Here is a 16,066-nt window from a genome sequence, read left to right as displayed (position 1 = left end):
GCGTGAGGTGAGTGCTGCACCCCGCACGACCGGACACCGCACGACCTCGGACACCGCGCGACCGGGCACCCGCCGGGTCCCTCCCCGGTGGCGGGACCGATCAGGCCGTCCCCCCGGCGGGGAGCGGCCCGGCGGGTGAGACGGAGAGCGCGGCCGGAGCCGGGAGCGCGGAGGGGGGAGCGGGGGGCTCGCCGGGGGACGGGTCGGGGGGCGGGGGAGCGGTGGAGGAGCGGACGACGAGCTCGGCGCCGACGGTGTAGCGGCGGGGCTTCAGCTCCTGGCCGTCGATCGAGCGCAGCAGGAGCTCGACGGCGAGCCTGCCGAGCTCGTGGGCGCCGGTGTCGACGACCGTGATCGCCGGGCTCCACCACTCCAGCAGCGGCATGTCCTCGAACGCCACGACCGACAGCGCGGACGGGACGTCGACGCCGGACCTGGCCAGCACCGGCAGCGCCCCGTAGGTCGCCTCGTGGTTGGCGAGCATCAGCGCGGTCGGCGCCCGCTCCAGCCCCAGCAGCTCACCCATGACCCGCGCCCCGTACGCCACCTCGAACGGGCCCCGCCGGACCAGCTCCGGGACCGGTGCCAGGCCGGCCTCGGCGAGGGTCTGGACGAACCCGGCGTACCGGTCGCGGCCCGAGGTGGTCTCCGGCGGCCCGCCCACGAACGCGATCCGCCGGTGACCCTGGTCGACCAGGTGGCGGGTGGCGGCCTCGGCGCCCTCGCGGTCGGCGGCGAGCACGGCCGGTCCCTGCGAGCCCTCGATCTCCCGGATGAGGTCGATGACGGTGATCCCCGAGGCGCGCAGGTCGTTGACCTCCTTGACGTTCCCGCCGGTGCCCACGATCAGCACGCTGTCGACCTGGTGGTCGCGGAGCAGCCGCAGGTAGTCCGCCTCGACCGCCGGGTCGGCGTTGGTGATGCACAGCAGCGACTGGTAGCCCGAGGCCACCAGGCGCCGCTGCACGGCCTCGACGACCGTGTGGAAGGTGTTGTTGACCAGGTTGTTGAGCACCAGGCCGACCAGGCCGGAACGGCGGGTCCGCAGGCTCGCGGCGGCGAGGTTGCGCCGGTAGCCCAGCGAGCGGGCGGTCCGGGAGACCCTCAGGCGCGTCGACTCGGAGATCTCCGAGGACCCGGAGAGCGCGCGGCTCGCCGTGCTCACCGACACCCCGGCTGCTGCCGCGACGTCGCGGAGCGTGGCGGCCATCGTCCTCACCGTTCCTCAGGGCCCTGTCAGGCCTTCCGGGTCTCACCTAGATCATCGTCTCGGATGATACGGCCCCCGATGCCGACGAACGACACGTCTCTGTACGCATTCAGATCATGAAGGGGATTGTCACGCAATGCAATGAGATCCGCGGCATAGCCCGGGGCGATCCGCCCCAGCCGCGACGACGCCCCCACCAGCTCGGCCGCGGTCAGCGACGCGGACCGGATCACGTCGAGGGTGCTCAGGCCGGCGGTCGCCAGCAGGAGCATCTCGTGGACGTGCGCGCTGACCCCGCCGACGTCGTCGCCCGGCGGGTAGTCGGTGCCCGCCACGATCGGCACGCCCTCGCGCACGGCCGTGCGGATGCTGTCCAGGTGCCGGTCGGCCGCGTTCAGCGCGTTGCGGATGGAGAACTCCTCGAACCCCTTGGCCCGCATCCAGCTCTCCGAGCGCGTCACGCAGAGCGTCGGGGTCAGGAACGCCCCGGCCTCGCGCATCCGCCGCGCGGTCTCCTCGTCCAGGTCGTAGGCGTGCTCGAAGGACCGTACCCCCTGGGCGAGGGCCTGCCGGATGGCCTGCCAGGCCCCGGCGTGCGCGGCGACGTAGGTGTCGTGCTCGTGGGCCGCCTCCACCGTCGCCCGGATCTCCTCGTCGGTCATCTCCGGCTCGGCGAAGTCCTCGTGCTCGTGCGCCAGCCCGCCCGTGATGAAGATCTTCAGGTGGTCGGCGCCCGCGCGCAGCTCCTCCCTGGCCGCCGCGCCGAACTCGTCGGCGCCGGTGGCGTACGCGCAGGCGCCGCCCTGGCCGTGCCCCTGGGGACGGGAGATCGCCCGGCCCGCGCCGAAGATGCGCGGGGCGTCGATCCAGCCGTGCGCCGCGGCCTCGCGCAGCAGCAGGTCCGCGCGGTTCTGCTCGTGCACGCACCGCAGCGTGGTGACCCCCGAGCGCAGCGCGTCCTGGGCGCGTACCGCCGAGCGGTAGGCGGTGAGCGCGGGGTTCTCCGCCTCGTCCGTCGCGGAGAAGGGGTAGACCACCGACAGGTGCGTGTGGCAGGAGATGAGACCCGGCAGCAGGTAGCGGCCCCCGAGGTCATGGACGTCGGCACCGGGAGGGGGTCCGCCGGAGGTGATCTCGGCGATGAGCCCGTCGTCGGTCCGGACGCTCCGGCCGCGCAGGACCTTGCCGGAGTCCACGTCGACGATGTTGCAGTTCGCGAGCCACACGGTGGGGCTCCTTCCGGGAGGGGGACGGGGATCGAGGGGGAGAGGGGGACCGGGCCCCGCCCGCGGCACGCGCCGGACGCGGGGCGGGGAGGGGAGGCGAGGGTCAGGGGACGGGGCGGAGGGCGATCGTGAGGGGTTCCTCCACCACCGGGCAGGCGACGCTGTGCCCGGGGGCGATCTCCACCCGTTCCGGCACCCGGACGGCGCACTCGGGCAGGGCGAGCGGGCAGCGCGGGTGGAACCGGCACCCCGAGGGGGGCGCCGCAGGGTCGGGCACGTCGCCGGGCAGCGGCGCCGGGAGCGTCCCGGAGCCGTCGGGCCGGGGCACCGCGTCGATGAGCGCCCGGGTGTACGGGTGCCGGGGGCGGGCCCACAGCTCGTGGGTGGGGCCGTGCTCGGCGATGGTGCCCAGGTACATGACGGTGGTCACGTCGGCGATCTGCCGCACGATCGCCAGGTCGTGGGAGATGAACAGCAGTCCCATGTCGAGCTCCCTGGCCAGGTCGACCAGGAGCGTGGCCACCGACGCCTGCGCCGAGGCGTCCAGCGCCGAGATGGGCTCGTCCGCGACGATGCAGCTCGGCTCGGCGGCCAGCGCCCGCGCGATCGCGATCCGCTGGCGCTGCCCGCCGCTGAACTCGTGCGGGTAGCGGCCGGCCGCGTCGACCGGCAGCGCGACGCGCTCCAGCAGCTCCCGCACCCGTCCGGCGTCGCGCCGGTGACCGGCGAGCCGCAGCCCGTCGTTGATCTGCTCGCCGACGCTCCGGCGCGGGTTCAGCGACGAGAACGGGTCCTGGAAGATCATCTGGAGCCGTCGCTGGGCGACCGGCCTGGCCCGGCGGGTGAGCGGCGCGACCGGCGTCCCGTCGAAGACGACCGTTCCGGAGGTCGGGGCGAGCAGGCCGACCGCGGCCTTGCCCAGGGTGGACTTGCCGCAGCCCGACTCGCCGACCAGGCCGACGATCTGCCCGCGTTCGACGGACAGCCCGGCTCCCGCGACCGCGGTCACCGGCGGCCTGCCCGGCGTCTGGTAGGTGACGACCAGGTCCCTCATGTCGAGCAGGGTCATGCGGAGACCTCCGGGGAGTACGACGGGCCGCCCGCGCCGGCCGGACCTGCCGGACCGGCAGGGCTCGCCGGGCCGGGGGGACCCGCCGGACCGGCAGGACCGAACGGGTCGACCAGGCAGGCGGCCGAGTGGGCGGGCTCCAGCTCGACGAGGTCGGGCAGCCGCTCGGCGCACGCGTCGCGCGCCCACGCGCAGCGGGGGTGGAAGGGGCAGCCGGTGGGCGCCGCGCCGGTGGCGGGCGGCTGGCCGGGGATGGGGCGCAGCTCGGTGGCCTCCTCCTCCGGGTGCGGCAGCGCGTCGAGCAGTCCCCGCGTGTAGGGGTGGCGGGGGGCGGTCAGCACCGTCCGGCGCGGGCCGTTCTCCACGACCCGTCCGGCGTACATGACCGAGATCCGGTCGGCCAGCGAGGACATCACCCCGAGGTCGTGGGTGATCAGCAGCACCGACATGTCCCGCTCCCGGCGCAGGCGGTCGAGCAGCCGCAGGATGCCGGCCTGCACGGTCACGTCGAGGGCGGTGGTCGGCTCGTCGGCGATGATCACCTTCGGGTCGCAGGCCAGCGCCACCGCGATCGCGATGCGCTGGCGCATGCCGCCGGAGAACCGGTGCGGGTAGGAGCGCAGCGCCTGCTCGGGGCCGGGGATGCGTACGGTCTCCAGCAGTTCCAGGGCCCGGGCGCGGGCCGCGGCCCGGCTCGTCCCGCGGTGGTGGCGCAGGTGGTCGGTGATCTGCCGCTCGACGGTGAGCATCGGGTGCAGGGACGTCATCGGGTCCTGGAACACCATGGCGATGTCGCGCCCGCGCACGTCGCGCAGCGCCCGCTGCGACAGCGACAGCAGGTCGCGGCCCTCGAAGAGGATCTCGCCGCCTGTCCGCGCGCCGCCGGGGAGCAGGCCGAGCGCGGCGAGCGCGGTCATCGTCTTGCCGCTGCCGCTCTCCCCGGCCAGCCCGACGATCTCGCCGGGCCGCAGCACGAGGTTCATGCCGCTGACGGCCGCCATCCGCGCGCCGCCGCGGCGCGGCAGCGTGACGGTGAGGTCGCGGACGTCGAGGACCGGCGCGAGCGCGGGCGAGGGGACCGGCGCCGGGGCGGGCGCGGGCACGCCGACCGGCTCCGCGGGGCCGCTCATGCCCGTCCCCTGCGTGCCGAGCGCGGGTCGAGGACGTCGCGGACGGTGTCGCCGAGGAAGTTCGCCGCCAGCACGACCAGCAGGATCGCCAGGCCGGGGAAGACGCCGAGCCACCACTTGTCGAAGTACTGCGCGCCGCTGGCGACCATGGACCCCCACTCCGCGACCGGCGGGCGGGCGCCCAGGCCGAGGAACGACAGCCCGGAGAGGGTCAGCACGGCGTTGCCCACGTCGAGCGCGGCCAGGACCACGATCGGCCCCACCACGCCCGGCCGCACGTCGACCCAGAGGGTGCGCAGGCTGGAGGCGCCCAGCAACCGGCTGGCGTGCACGTAGTTCTCCTCCCTCATGCTGAGGATCATGCTGCGCACGACCCGCGAGTAGGCGGGCCAGCTCACGATCACGACCGCCAGCACCGCGTTGACGAGATCGGGCCCCAGGGCCGCCACCACCGCCATCGCCAGGATGATCCCGGGGAAGGCGAAGACCAGGTCGGCGCTGCGCATGATCAGGCCCTCGGCCCAGCCGCCGAAGTATCCGGCGATCGCCCCGAGCAGGGTGCCCACCGCGCAGGCCACGGCGACCAGCAGCAGGGCGACCGGCAGCGACAGCCGGGCCCCGTAGATCACCCTGCTGAACACGTCGCGGCCGATCTGGTCGGTCCCGAACCAGTGCTCGGCCGAGGGAGGCAGCAGCCTCGGCGCGTCCTGCGCGATCGGGTCGTACGGCGCGACCAGCGGGGCCGCGATCGCGAGGAACAGGAACAGCGCGAGGATGACGAGGCCGATGACGCCCAGCGGCCTGAGCCAGGGCGAGCGCATCGCCGAGGCGTCCTCGCGGTCGAGGCGTCGGGCGGCACGCGCGACGGCCCCGGGCCTCATCACCCCGGATCCCGCCGCTCCGGGCCTCCCGGTCCCCGGTTTCGTCGTTCCCGGGTCCAGGCCCTCGGTCCCGGTGCTTCCGGTCTCCGCGCTCGCGGGCTTCATGACGGGCTCACCCCAGCCTGATTCTGGGGTCGACGACCGCGTAGAGCAGGTCGACCACGAAATTGACGACCACGTAGACCACGGCCACCACCAGGCTCACGCCCATGATCGCCGGAAGGTCGAGGGTCAGGGCACCCCGGTAGGCGTAGGCGCCCAGGCCCGGCCAGGAGAACACCGACTCCACCAGCACCGCGCCGCCCAGCAGGTTGCCGAACGCCAGGCCGGCCACGGTGATCACGCTGACCAGCGCGGGACGGAGGATGTAGCCGAACGTGACGTACGACGGAGCCAGGCCCTTGGCCCGGCCGGCGCGCACGTAGTCGTTGCCGACCACCTCCAGCACCGAGGCCCGGGTGAAGCGGGTCAGCGACCCGATCGTGAAGATCGCCAGCACCAGCGCGGGCAGCCACAGGTGGGCGGCGGCCTCGCCGAGCACGGTCCACTGGCCGCTCAGCACGGCGTCGACGGTGTAGAAACCGGTGACGTCCGGCGGCGGGGTGGTGCCCGGGTTCAACCGGCCCGAGCCGGGCGAGATGCCGAGCCGGGCGTAGAACACGTACATCGCCACGAGCGAGAGCCAGAACGTCGGCACCGACACCCCGGTCAGGGAGACGACCCGGATGATCTGGTCGGCGAGCCGGTCGCGGCGCATGGCGGCCAGCACCCCGAGGCCGACGCCGAACAGCAGCGCCACCACGATCGCGGCCAGGGCCAGCTCGAAGGTGGCCGACATGAACTGCCCGAGGTCCTGGGTGACCGGCCGGTGGCTCTGCTGGGAGGTGCCCAGGTCGCCCTGGAGCAGGTTGCCCAGGTAGTTCAGGTACTGCTGGGGCAGCGGCAGGTCCAGGCCGTTCAGGCGGCGCCAGGCCTCGACCACCGCGGGGTCGGCGGCGGCGCGCTCGCCCAGGTTGGCCGTGACCGGGTCACCCGGCACCAGCTGGGTCAGCACGAACGAGACCAGCGTGATGCCGAGGACGAGGAGGAGGCCGGCCGCCAGCCGGCGGAGCGTGAACCGGAGCAGGCCCGGCAACGCGTACCACCGTCTGGCGACCGGTGCGAGGAACGTCATGAAACGGCGCCCGCTAGCGCAGCGCGGTCAGGTCGACGGTCCACAGGGTGTTGTAGTCGAGCGGGCCGAGCTGCTTGGCACCCGCGACCACGGCCGAGGGCTGGAACAGCGGGATGAAGGGACCGTCGGCGTTCATGGCCTTCTGCAGCGCCTGGAAGCCGGCGTCGCGGGTGGCGTCGTCGGCGACCTCGGCCTTGTCGGCGAGCTTGGTGATCTCCGGGGCGGCGTCGTCCTTCCAGCCGCCACGCAGGCCCACCATCTGGCCCGGGGTGAAGAGCAGGTAGTCGTTGGGGTGGTTGTAGTCCGGTCCCCACCACTGCAGGCTCAGCTCGTCCTTGCCGGCGCGGTAGGAGTCGAGCGAGGTGGTCACCGGCTTGCCGTCGAGCTGCACGTCGATGCCGACCTCCTTGAGGTTCTGCTGGAGGCGGGCCGCGATGTCGGCCATGCTGACGCCCTTGTAGGTCAGGTCGGAGGCGTAGTTCAGCTTCACCGAGGGGGAGGAGACCCCCGACTTGGCCAGGGCGGCCTTGGCGCGGGCGACGTCGCGCTTGACGGCGTCGGCCGGCGCGAGCGCCCCGGAGAACATCGAGGGGACCACGCCGCCCGGCTGGACCGCGCCCTCGCCCACCAGGTTCAGCAGGCCCGCGTAGTCGACGCCGTAGCGCACGGCCTCCTGGAAGTCCTTGTTGGAGGTGGTCGCCGAGACCGAGGGGTCGTCGTTGACCAGCAGGAACGCGATGTCGGCGGCGGCGGTCTTGTTGACCGTCACGTTCTCGCCCAGCGAGGTGGTCTGGTCCGGGCGCAGGTCCAGCGCGAGCTGGCTGCCGCCCTGGGTGAGGTTGAGCTGCTGCACGTTCGCCTGGACGTTACGCACGACGATCTTGCTGTAGGCGGGCTTGGTGCCCCAGTAGCCGTCGTTGCGCTCCAGCACGACCTCGCTGGCCGCGTCGAACTTGGTGATCTTGTACGGGCCGCTGCCGTAGGAGGCCTTGGCGAACTCCGGCTCGGCCTTGTCGCTCTCGGCGTCCTTGGTGCCGCCGATCTTCTCGACCGCCGCGCTGTTCTCGATGCCGAGGGCGGGGTTGGAGAGCTTGGCCATCAGGGCCGAGTCGGCCTTCTCGGTGGTCAGCACCACGGTCTTGTCGTCGGGGGCCTCGGCCTTGATGCCGTCGAGCAGGAAGGACGGGTTGCCCTTCAGCCCGGCGATGCGCTCGAAGGTGTAGACGACGTCCTTGGCCGTCATCGGCGTGCCGTCGCTGAACTTCACCCCGTCGCGCAGGGTGAAGGTGAACTTCTTGAAGCTCTCGTCGATCTCGGGAAGCTCGGCCACCCCGGGGACGGCCGTCTTGACGTCGGCCCCCTTGTAGGTCACCAGCGTCTCGTAGACGGGATAGAGCACCGTCTGTGCCGTGGGCTCGAACTGCCGGGCCGGGTCGGCGGTCTTCAACTGGAACGACGTGTCCACGACCAGCGTGCCGCCGGCCGCCGTGCCGCCCGTCCCCCCGCTCGCCGGAGCCGTGCTCGCCGCCCCGCCACCGCCGCCGCAGGCGGCGGTCATCGCGGTCACCACGCCCAGGCCGAGGACCGCGAGACCTCTACGACCAACCATCCTGTCCGCCTCTCATCGTCGCGTACCGGGCTCATGGCGCGAGACGGTTCCGCAAGGACGCAAACGATTCCGGTCAACCTCTTTTATGTCAAGCCTTCTACCGATAAAACCACAGGTGAGCGCATATGTAATCTTTCGGAAATGTTTCTGAAAAGCAGGGGCAGACCGGGCGCCCGCGTGCCGCGTGACGCGTGTCGCCCGGCCCCTCGGGCGCGCGCGATCCGCGGGGGTGATCCCCGGGCGCGGGCGCCGTGCCCGTACGCGGTCCGGCCCGGCCGGGGGTTCCGGCCCCGGCTCTCCCGGCGGCCCTTCCGGTGGCCCGGCACGTTCGGTGCCGGGTCGCGTCCGGGCGAGGGCGTTCCGCGAACGTCCGCCCGGGGCCGGCGAGGGGTGCGCGGCGTCCGGCGGTCCGTCGCGCGCGGTGGCCCCGGGCGCCGCCTGCCGGACCCGGAGGCCGGTGCGGCCCTTCCTCGAAGAGTAGGGCGGCTCGGTCACGTATCGGAGACGTTTTTGTGAAATTCGCTGAACACGGCTCGCTTAAATGATCTTCTACTCTCGTAGAATCTACTTTGAACAGGCATTTTACGCGAAAATGATCACTCTTGCTTGTTCACCAAACTCGTGTCTGATAGAACAAGCGGGTGGGCGAGGGCCCGTCGGGACGCCGGGACGGCGATCCGCCACGCCCGCGCTCTCCCCCCTTCCCGGCTCCTGGAGGACCCCGATGCCCGGCTTCCCCCGGCCGAACGCCCCGGCCGTGCTTCCCGCGGAGGCCGTCCGATGAGGCTCCCCTCCCGCGGAGGCCGTCCGGCGAGGCTTCCATCGCAGGCCGTCCGATGAACGACGTGATCGTCGTCGGCTGCACCGTCACCGACGCCCGGGACGGCGGCGGGCGGATCGCCGACGCCGCGGTGTGGGTCCGGGACGGCCGGATCGCGGCGGCGGGCCCCCGCGAGGAGGTGACGGGCCCGGCCGGCGACGCCCGGGTGATCGATCTCGGCGGCGCTCACGTCACCCCCGGCCTGGTCAACATGCACACCCACTTCTCCCTGTCGCTCCCCGGCCAGGGCGGCGACGACGTCAAGGACATGACGCCGCACGAGCTGGCCCTCTACATGGCCGACGGCGCCCGCCGGACCCTGCGCTGCGGGGTCACCACGGTGAGGTGCGTGGCCGAGAAGGACCACGCCGACTTCGCGCTGCGGCGGGCCGTCGAGGCGGGCAGGGCGACCGGCCCGCGGATCTTCACCGCGGGCCGCGCCCTGGTCTGCACCGGCGGCCACGGGCACGAGGGGGGAGACACCCTGGAGTGCGACGGCGCCGACGGGTTCCGCCGCGGGGTGCGCGCCCAGATCAAGGCGGGCGCGGACCTCATCAAGATCATGATTTCCGGGGGGATCGCCGGGGAGCACGAGCGCATCGAGACCCCGCAGCTCTTCCCCGACGAGATGGCCGCCGCCCTGCGGACCGCGCACGCCTGGGGCCGCAGGGTCACCGCGCACGCCGGACCGGCGTCGGTCATCGCCGAGGCCGTCGAGCTGGGCCTGGACTGCGTGGAGCACGGCTACCAGCTCACCCCCGAGGTCGCGAGGAAGATGGCCGACCGGGGCACGGCCCTGGTGCCGACGCTGCTGGTCACCCGCTGCAAGGAGTTCTTCGACGAGCTGGGCGTGCCCGAGTGGATGCAGTGCCGCTCGCTCGGCGCGGGGCCCCGGCACCTGGAGAGCTACGCCATGGCGCTCGACGCCGGGGTGGAGGTCCTGCTGGGCAGCGACATGCCGCCGTTCTGGGAGTTCGAGGGCACCAACGCCTCGGTACGCGAGCTGGAGTACATGTCCGAGGGCGGTCTCGGCCCGGCGCGGGCGCTGTACGCCGGGACGCTCGGCCCGGTGCGCTGGCTCGGTGCCGACGCCGACCTCGGCACCGTCGAGGCCGGCAAGCACGCCGACCTCGTCGCCATGGACGACGACCCCCTGGCGGACACCTCGGCCTTCCGCGGGATCCGCTGGGTCATGAAGGCCGGCCGGGTCGTCCGCGACGACCGGTCGGGATGGGAGGGACCGTGAACACCGGTGCAATCGATTCCGCAACGGATACCGGGACGGACGCCGCCGCGATCGCGGCCGGCATCGACGACATGTACGACGCGTTCCTGATGGCGGACCGCGCCCGCTTCGACCGTCACCTGCACGCCGAGGTGACCACCTGGGAGACGCACCTGCCGGGGCCGCTGCGGACCCGGTCGGAGCTCGACGCCTACCGGGACGGCCGGGACGACTCGGGCACCCGGCCCGCGCTCGACCGGCTGGCGGCCGAGGACAAGCGGATCGACGTGTGGGGCGACGCCGGGGTGGCCCGGTACGTGCTGGTCGCCGAGCCACCGGGTGAGCCCGCGCAGCACAGCCGGGTGACCGACGTGCTCCGCCGCGTGGACGGCGCCTGGTTCATCGTCCACCACCACTCCGAACTGCTCGCGCGATGAACGGCTCCGGCGGCACGGAGGCCGCGCCCGACGGCGACATGGAGCTCTACGACCTGCGGGTCGTGGTCGACCGCATCGAGGGAAGGTCCGTCTGCGGGATGAGCGTGGGCGACGACTTCGTCCTGGAGCGGAGCGCGCACCTGCGGATCCCCGACGGGAAGCACTTCTGCGTCTACGCGCTCGCCGCCGTCCTGCCCTTCCTCGCGGCCAAGCAGCGTGACCTGGCCTCGGGTGACTGGCTGGCACAGGACTCCCTGTTCTGCTGCCCCGACCCGGAGGAGCGGCTGGTGATGCGGGTCGAGCGGACCGGCCGTCGCCGGATGAACTCCGCCGACCTGACCTGAGGGGGCCCCATGAGTACCGCCGAGATCGGCCTCGGCCTGCAGAGCGACAAGCGGGCCGGTGACTACGCGCGGCTCGCGCGCCGGGCCGAGGGGCACGGCTTCGACGTGCTGAGCGTGTTCGGCGACCTGATGTACCAGCCGCCGATCTTCCCGCTGCTGGAGATGGCCGCCGCCACCGAGCGGGTACGGCTCGGCGCGGCCTGCCTCAACCCGTACTCGCTGGCCCCGTACGAGATCGCCGGGCAGCTCGCCGCGCTGGACCTGGCCTCGCGCGGCCGCGCCTACCTGGGGCTGGCGCGCGGTACCTGGCTCGGCGCGGTGGGCATCGCCCAGCCCCGCCCGCTGACCGCGCTGGCGGAGGCCGCGGAGGTGGTCTACCGGCTGCTGGCCGGTGGCGCCGGTGGTGGCGGTGGCGGCGGCAAGGGCTCCGGAGCCGGAGGCGGCGAGGGGGCCGAAGGGGCAGGGCAGGCCGGGCAGGCCGGGCAGGACGAGGGGTTCGAGGGGGAGATGTTCCGTCTCGCGCCCGGCACCCGGCTGCGCTATCCGGTGTACCGGCCGCGCCCGCCGCTGCTGCTCGGGGCCTGGGGGCCGAAGGGCGCGGCCCTGGCCGGGCGGATCGCCGACGAGATCAAGGTGGGCGGCAGCGCGAACCCGGCGATGGTCGGGGTGATCCGCGAGCGGGTCGCGGCCGGGGCGGTCGCCGCAGGACGGGACCCCGGCGAGATCGGCATCGTGCTGGGCGCGGTGACCGTGGTGGACGCCGACGGGGCCGCGGCCCGCGCCAGGGCCCGCGGCGAGGTCGCCATGTACCTCGCGGTGGTCGCCGACCTCGACCCGACCGCGGGGATCCCCGCCGACCTGCTCGGCCGGGTCAAGGAGCTGGTCGACGCCGGGCGGGACGAGGAGGCCGGGAGGCTGATCCCCGACGACGTGCTCGACCTGTTCGCCTTCTCCGGCACCCCGGAGCAGGTGGCCGCGCAGGCCCAGGCCCTGATCGACGCGGGCGCGCACCGGGTGGAGTTCGGCACGCCGCACGGGCTCACCGACGACGGCGGTGTGGAGCTGCTGGGCGGCGCGGTGCTGCCGCTGCTGGACCGCTCTCCCCGGCGGTAGGCGAGGCCGCTGGGGCCGGGGACGGGCGAGGGGGTGTGGTGGCGCGGTGACCGGAGCGGGTATACCCCTCGTGGGCATCCGATCGTGACGCTCCGTCATCTCGAAACCGGATGCCCGCAGAACCTTCCATCCGTAAAGCGAAGTCCCCGAATCATCTCGTACTCCTGATTTCACCTGAGTTCAGCATGAGTGAACATGAAGGGGACGAAGGAGATGACGCGATGAGCGAGCGCACCGGAGGCCCGGCGAACAGGACGCCGGCGTGACGTCCACCCGGGCCGAAGGGCTCGACGAGCGAGGCGACCTGACCGAGCGGACCGGTCAGACCGGGCGGGCCGGGCGGGTCACGCCGGTCTATCGGCCCGGCGCGGGGGCCCCGACGGTCGCCGTGCTCGGCGAGGAGGGCGAGCGGGCGGCACTGGCCGCCGACGCCCGGGACACGACCTGCCGCCGCGCCGAGTTCCTCCTGCCGCCCCTGCCCGCCTCCGCCCGCCACCCCGAGATCGCCTACTTCGCGGGCAACTCGCTCGGCCTGCAACCCCGCGCCGTCCGCGCCGCGGTCCAGGCGGAACTGGACGACTGGGCGCTGCACGCGGTCGAGGGGCACCACCGGGCGGCCCACCCCTGGCTGCCCTACCACGCCGAGCTGCGCGAGGACGCCGCCGCGCTGGTGGGCGCCGCCCCCGAGGAGACCGTGGTGATGAACTCCCTCACGGTCAACCTGCACCTGATGATGGCGACGTTCTACCGCCCCGAGGGCGAGCGCACCCGCATCGTCATCGAGGACCACGCCTTCTCCTCCGACAGCTACGCGGTCCGCAGCCAGGCCGTCCACCACGGCCTCGACCCCGACGAGACCGTGGTCCGGCTGCGTCCCCGCGCGGGCGAGGACTGCCTGCGCACCGAGGACATCGTCGACTACCTGGCCCGCGAGGGACACCGGGTGGCGCTCGTCCTGCTGGGCGGGGTCAACTACCTGACCGGCGAGTTCCTCGACATCCCCGCCGTCACCGCCGCCGGGCACGCGGCCGGGTGCCGGGTGGGCTGGGACCTGGCGCACGCGGTCGGCAACGTGCCGCTCGCGCTGCACGACTGGGACGTGGACTTCGCGGCCTGGTGCTCGTACAAGTACCTCAACGCCGGTCCGGGCGCCGTCGCGGGCTGCTTCGTGCACCGGCGCCACGTGACCGATCCGGACCTGCCCCGGCTGGCCGGGTGGTGGAGCACCGAGCAGGCGACCCGCTTCGAGATGCGGCCCGAGCTGGTGCCCGTCCCCACCGCCGACGCCTGGCAGATCTCCAACCCGCCGATCCTGGCCATGGCGCCCGTCCGGGTCTCGCTGCGGATGTTCGCCGAGACCGGGACGGCGGCGCTGCGCGAACGCAGCCTGGCGCTCACCGGGTACCTGGAGGCGCTGCTCGCGGAGGTGATCCGGGACCGCCCGCTGGAGATCGTCACCCCCTCCGACCCGGCCAGGCGCGGGGCCCAGCTCTCCCTGCGCGTGCGCGGGGGCGGCGGCACCGCCGATGCCGCCGACGCCGCCGACGTCGCGGCCCTCGCCGACCGGCTGCACCGGGTGCACGGCGTCCTCGCCGACGTGCGGCGCCCGGACGTCATCCGGCTGGCGCCGGTGCCGATGTACTCCACGTTCCACGACTGCTGGCGGGCCGCCGACGCGCTCGCCGCGGAGGTGAGCCCGTCATGAGGTCCCGGACGAGTCCCGGCACGAGAGCCCGCGCGGGGTCGCGCGGTGTGCGATCCCGTACGGAGGCCCGCGCCGGGTCGCGCGGGGAGGCGTCATGAGGTCCGAGGAGGTCACGGTGGTCGGCGCCGGGCTGGTCGGCTGCCTGGCGGCCTGCTACCTGGCCCGGCGCGGCCACCGGGTCGTGCTGTACGAGCGCAGGCCCGACCCGCGCTCGGCGGCGCCGGAACGCGGGCGCTCGATCAACCTGGCCGTGTCCGAACGCGGCATCGACGCGCTGCGCCGGATCGGGCTGGACCGCACCGTGCTGGAGGCGGCGCTGCCGATGTCCGGCCGGATGATGCACGCCCCCGACGGAACGCTCGGCTTCCAGTCCTACAGCGCCACGGGGGAACGGGCGATCAACTCCATCAGCCGTTCCGACCTCAACCGCACCCTGCTGGACGCGGCCCTGGCCATGCCCGGCGTCCGCGCCGTGTTCGAGCACCGGCTGACCGGGTACGACGCCGGCTCCGGCCGCATGGACTTCGACACGCCCGGCGGGCCGGTCACCCGTACCGCCACGGTCGTGCTCGCCGCCGACGGCGCGCACAGCGCCGTCCGCGAGCGGCTGCGGTTCCCCGGAGGCGTCGAGGTCACCCAGGACCAGCTCGACTACGGCTACAAGGAACTGACGATCCCGGCGCGCGACGGCGACTTCGCCCTGGACCCGGGAGCGCTGCACATCTGGCCGCGCGGCAGGGCCATGATGATCGCGCTGCCCAACCCGGACAGGTCCTTCACCTGCACGCTGTTCTGGCCCAGGACCGGGCCCGGCGGCTTCGAGGAACTGGACACCGCGGAGCGGTTCGAGGAGTTCTTCGCCGCCCGCTACGCCGACGCCCACGCCCTCATGCCCGACCTCGCCGACGACTACGCGCACAACCCGATCGGGCGCCTGGTCACCGTACGGGCCCGTCCCTGGCACGTGCGCGGCGCCGGCGCCGCGACCGGGCTGCTCGGCGACGCGGCCCACGCCATCGTGCCCTTCTACGGACAGGGCGCCAACTGCGGCTTCGAGGACTGCGTGGAGCTCGACCGCTGCCTGGAGGAGACCGGCGACGACTTCCCCGCGGCCCTGGCCCTGTACGGGAACCGCCGCAAGGAGCACGCCGACACCATCGCCGAGCTCGCGCTGGAGAACTTCGTGGAGATGCGCGACAAGGTCGCCTCCCGGTCGTTCCTGCTGCGCAAGCGCCTCGAACACGGCCTGGAGCGGCTGCTGCCCGGCCGCTACGTCTCCCGCTACGAGCTCGTGTCGTTCAGCACGGTGCCCTACGCCGACGTCCGGCGCCGGATCGCCCGCCAGAACCGGGCGGTCGCCGCCGTGGCCCTCGGCGCGGCGCTCGGCGTGCCGGTCGTGGCGGCGGTGGCCGCCAGGGTGTCGCGGCGTCTCAGAAGAGGCGGGGCGTGACCGCGGACCTGACCCGGCGAGGGGCGCCTCAGAAGAGGCGCGGCGTGACCACGGACACGACCGTGGTGACCCGGTCGGTGTCGTTGAACATGCTGTGCGGGACGGTCGACCTCAGGTGGACGCTGTCGCCCGGGTGGAGCCTGTGCTCGACGCCGTCGACCTCGTACAGCAGCTCGCCCTCCAGCACGAAGGCGAACTCCTCACCGGCGTGGCCGTAGGAGTTCTCCCGCCTGCCGCCGGGCGCGATGTGCACCAGCAGCGGTTCGAGCACCAGGTTCGGGCCCCGGGCGGAGAGCATGCGGTAGGTCTGCTGGCCCGAGATGTACTCGGTGGCGGCCGTGCTGGACCGGGTGAGGGTGAAGTGGCTCGGCAGCGACGAGACCGGTGCCCGGGTCTCCTCCTTCGTCTCCTCCGCCGGCGCGTCGTTGAAGAACTCGGCGACGCTCCGGTCGAGCGCCGTGGCCACGCTGTTGAGCGCGGTCAGGCCGATGGAGGAGATCCCCCTCTCGACCTGCGAGAGAAACCCGATCGAGAGCCCGGAATGGGTGGCCAGACCGCGTAGTGTCAGACCGCGCTCCTTGCGGAACTGCCGCATCCGGGCTCCGACGGCGTCGTGGCGGTCCGTTTCCGCACCCCCGCGACGCTCCGATACGCCCACCTGCGGCTCCCCTCC

At 73.5% G+C, this 16,066-nt stretch carries 14 protein-coding genes; 6 read left to right on the top strand and 8 right to left on the bottom strand.

Annotation, left to right across the window (positions count from 1 at the left end; genetic code table 11):
* Positions 1 to 100: 100 nt before the first annotated feature.
* The 7 genes from ACLQ2R_RS11195 to ACLQ2R_RS11165 form a co-directional block, all read right to left on the bottom strand.
* Complete coding sequence (locus ACLQ2R_RS11195) at positions 101 to 1,210, bottom strand: LacI family DNA-binding transcriptional regulator (protein ID WP_425959334.1); 1,110 nt, start codon at positions 1,208 to 1,210, stop codon at positions 101 to 103.
* A 26-nt stretch (positions 1,211 to 1,236) separates the two neighbouring features.
* Positions 1,237 to 2,436 carry a metal-dependent hydrolase family protein gene (locus ACLQ2R_RS11190; protein WP_386232044.1) on the bottom strand — a complete coding sequence of 400 codons (1,200 nt, stop codon included), beginning with the start codon at positions 2,434 to 2,436 and terminating at the stop codon, positions 1,237 to 1,239.
* Between the two features lie 103 nt (positions 2,437 to 2,539).
* The gene (locus ACLQ2R_RS11185; RefSeq protein WP_425959332.1) at positions 2,540 to 3,505 is read right to left on the bottom strand and encodes an ABC transporter ATP-binding protein; all 966 of its coding nucleotides are present in this window, start codon (positions 3,503 to 3,505) and stop codon (positions 2,540 to 2,542) included.
* A complete protein-coding gene (locus ACLQ2R_RS11180) occupies positions 3,502 to 4,635 on the bottom strand; it encodes an ABC transporter ATP-binding protein (protein ID WP_425959330.1) in 1,134 nt (377 codons plus the stop codon). The genes ACLQ2R_RS11185 and ACLQ2R_RS11180 overlap by 4 nt, the downstream gene beginning before the upstream one ends.
* Positions 4,632 to 5,621 (bottom strand): ABC transporter permease, encoded by a 990-nt coding sequence (locus ACLQ2R_RS11175; protein ID WP_425959329.1) that lies wholly within the window; start codon positions 5,619 to 5,621, stop codon positions 4,632 to 4,634. The genes ACLQ2R_RS11180 and ACLQ2R_RS11175 overlap by 4 nt, the downstream gene beginning before the upstream one ends.
* Positions 5,622 to 5,628: 7 nt before the next feature.
* Positions 5,629 to 6,690 carry an ABC transporter permease gene (locus tag ACLQ2R_RS11170; RefSeq protein WP_425959327.1) on the bottom strand — a complete coding sequence of 354 codons (1,062 nt, stop codon included), beginning with the start codon at positions 6,688 to 6,690 and terminating at the stop codon, positions 5,629 to 5,631.
* Positions 6,691 to 6,703: 13 nt separating this feature from the next.
* Positions 6,704 to 8,299: an ABC transporter substrate-binding protein gene (locus ACLQ2R_RS11165; protein WP_425959325.1), complete on the bottom strand. Its 1,596-nt coding sequence runs from the start codon at positions 8,297 to 8,299 to the stop codon at positions 6,704 to 6,706.
* Between the two features lie 836 nt (positions 8,300 to 9,135).
* On the opposite strand from ACLQ2R_RS11165, the gene ACLQ2R_RS11160 reads away from it, so the two are divergent.
* The 6 genes from ACLQ2R_RS11160 (at position 9,136) to ACLQ2R_RS11135 (ending at position 15,393) form a co-directional block, all read left to right on the top strand.
* Positions 9,136 to 10,365 carry an amidohydrolase family protein gene (locus tag ACLQ2R_RS11160; protein ID WP_425959324.1) on the top strand — a complete coding sequence of 410 codons (1,230 nt, stop codon included), beginning with the start codon at positions 9,136 to 9,138 and terminating at the stop codon, positions 10,363 to 10,365.
* On the top strand, positions 10,362 to 10,781 hold the full coding sequence (locus ACLQ2R_RS11155; RefSeq protein ID WP_425959323.1) for a nuclear transport factor 2 family protein: 420 nt from the start codon (positions 10,362 to 10,364) through the stop codon (positions 10,779 to 10,781). The genes ACLQ2R_RS11160 and ACLQ2R_RS11155 overlap by 4 nt, the downstream gene beginning before the upstream one ends.
* The gene (locus ACLQ2R_RS11150; protein ID WP_425959322.1) at positions 10,778 to 11,125 is read left to right on the top strand and encodes a TIGR04076 family protein; all 348 of its coding nucleotides are present in this window, start codon (positions 10,778 to 10,780) and stop codon (positions 11,123 to 11,125) included. The genes ACLQ2R_RS11155 and ACLQ2R_RS11150 overlap by 4 nt, the downstream gene beginning before the upstream one ends.
* 9 nt (positions 11,126 to 11,134) lie before the next feature.
* On the top strand, positions 11,135 to 12,238 hold the full coding sequence (locus tag ACLQ2R_RS11145) for an LLM class flavin-dependent oxidoreductase (RefSeq protein ID WP_425959321.1): 1,104 nt from the start codon (positions 11,135 to 11,137) through the stop codon (positions 12,236 to 12,238).
* Between the two features lie 262 nt (positions 12,239 to 12,500).
* A complete protein-coding gene (gene kynU / locus ACLQ2R_RS11140; RefSeq protein WP_425959320.1) occupies positions 12,501 to 13,943 on the top strand; it encodes a kynureninase in 1,443 nt (480 codons plus the stop codon).
* Positions 13,944 to 14,037: 94 nt separating this feature from the next.
* Positions 14,038 to 15,393, top strand: coding sequence for an FAD-dependent oxidoreductase (locus ACLQ2R_RS11135; RefSeq protein WP_425959319.1), 1,356 nt, complete (start codon positions 14,038 to 14,040; stop codon positions 15,391 to 15,393).
* Between the two features lie 28 nt (positions 15,394 to 15,421).
* Here the strand turns inward: ACLQ2R_RS11135 and ACLQ2R_RS11130 are convergent, their stop codons facing one another.
* The gene (locus tag ACLQ2R_RS11130; protein WP_425959318.1) at positions 15,422 to 15,988 is read right to left on the bottom strand and encodes a helix-turn-helix domain-containing protein; all 567 of its coding nucleotides are present in this window, start codon (positions 15,986 to 15,988) and stop codon (positions 15,422 to 15,424) included.
* Positions 15,989 to 16,066: the final 78 nt, after the last annotated feature.

This window comes from Streptosporangium sp. DT93, from assembly GCF_049844535.1.
GTDB lineage: Bacteria > Actinomycetota > Actinomycetes > Streptosporangiales > Streptosporangiaceae > Streptosporangium.
Note: the sequence above shows the minus strand (reverse complement) of the source record. Positions and strands in the feature narration are given on the sequence as shown.

Coding starts and splice junctions, on each gene's coding strand:
- ACLQ2R_RS11195 (WP_425959334.1), bottom strand. CDS start 1,210: ATGGCCGCCACGCTCCGCGACGTCGCGGCAGCAGCCGGGGTGTCGGTG.
- ACLQ2R_RS11185 (WP_425959332.1), bottom strand. CDS start 3,505: ATGACCCTGCTCGACATGAGGGACCTGGTCGTCACCTACCAGACGCCG.
- ACLQ2R_RS11180 (WP_425959330.1), bottom strand. CDS start 4,635: ATGAGCGGCCCCGCGGAGCCGGTCGGCGTGCCCGCGCCCGCCCCGGCG.
- ACLQ2R_RS11175 (WP_425959329.1), bottom strand. CDS start 5,621: ATGAAGCCCGCGAGCGCGGAGACCGGAAGCACCGGGACCGAGGGCCTG.
- ACLQ2R_RS11170 (WP_425959327.1), bottom strand. CDS start 6,690: ATGACGTTCCTCGCACCGGTCGCCAGACGGTGGTACGCGTTGCCGGGC.
- ACLQ2R_RS11165 (WP_425959325.1), bottom strand. CDS start 8,299: ATGGTTGGTCGTAGAGGTCTCGCGGTCCTCGGCCTGGGCGTGGTGACC.
- ACLQ2R_RS11160 (WP_425959324.1), top strand. CDS start 9,136: ATGAACGACGTGATCGTCGTCGGCTGCACCGTCACCGACGCCCGGGAC.
- ACLQ2R_RS11150 (WP_425959322.1), top strand. CDS start 10,778: ATGAACGGCTCCGGCGGCACGGAGGCCGCGCCCGACGGCGACATGGAG.
- ACLQ2R_RS11145 (WP_425959321.1), top strand. CDS start 11,135: ATGAGTACCGCCGAGATCGGCCTCGGCCTGCAGAGCGACAAGCGGGCC.
- ACLQ2R_RS11135 (WP_425959319.1), top strand. CDS start 14,038: ATGAGGTCCGAGGAGGTCACGGTGGTCGGCGCCGGGCTGGTCGGCTGC.
- ACLQ2R_RS11130 (WP_425959318.1), bottom strand. CDS start 15,988: ATGCGGCAGTTCCGCAAGGAGCGCGGTCTGACACTACGCGGTCTGGCC.